The sequence below is a fragment of the Vibrio sp. 10N.222.46.A1 genome (genome assembly GCF_041473595.1).
Taxonomy (GTDB): domain Bacteria; phylum Pseudomonadota; class Gammaproteobacteria; order Enterobacterales; family Vibrionaceae; genus Vibrio; species Vibrio tasmaniensis_A.
Genome location: NZ_JBFRSN010001816.1, coordinates 1 through 452, shown reverse-complemented (window position 1 = coordinate 452; position 452 = coordinate 1). Strand labels below are relative to the sequence as shown.

Sequence of the window (452 nt, the reverse complement as noted above, 5' to 3'; positions counted from 1 at the left end):
GTGCAATGTTGGTTGATAGAAGAAAAAGCGAGATCCTCTATCACGTTCGTTCCTCACAGTAGGGAATGACCGAGTCGGGAAATGATGATCTACTTCACGTTTTTTTTAACATTGAAAATAATACGAAAAAAAATGCATTTTTTATTAAAGCTTCTAGTTAAGGGGCCGTTAAAGGGATTGAGAGAAATGATATGTACCAATGTAAGGTGAGAGAGACACTGGTATATAAAACAAAATAACATGTGTTTTTGTGAGGTGAGAGTCACATAAGTGCATGAAAAAATGCCTAAAGGAGATCAACTATGGCGATTAATGTAAGCACAAATGTGTCTGCAATGACGGCTCAGCGCTACCTAAATAGTGCGGCTGAAGGTACTCAAAAATCAATGGAGCGTTTGTCTTCTGGCTATAAAATCAATAGCGCAAAAGATGATGCTGCAGGCCTACAAATC

1 pseudogene is annotated in these 452 nt (G+C 38.3%); it reads left to right on the top strand.

From position 1 onward, the window contains the following. Window positions 1-302 precede the first annotated feature (302 nt). Window positions 303-452 (top strand): annotated as a pseudogene (locus AB4496_RS29445) (flagellin B); the annotation flags it as partial.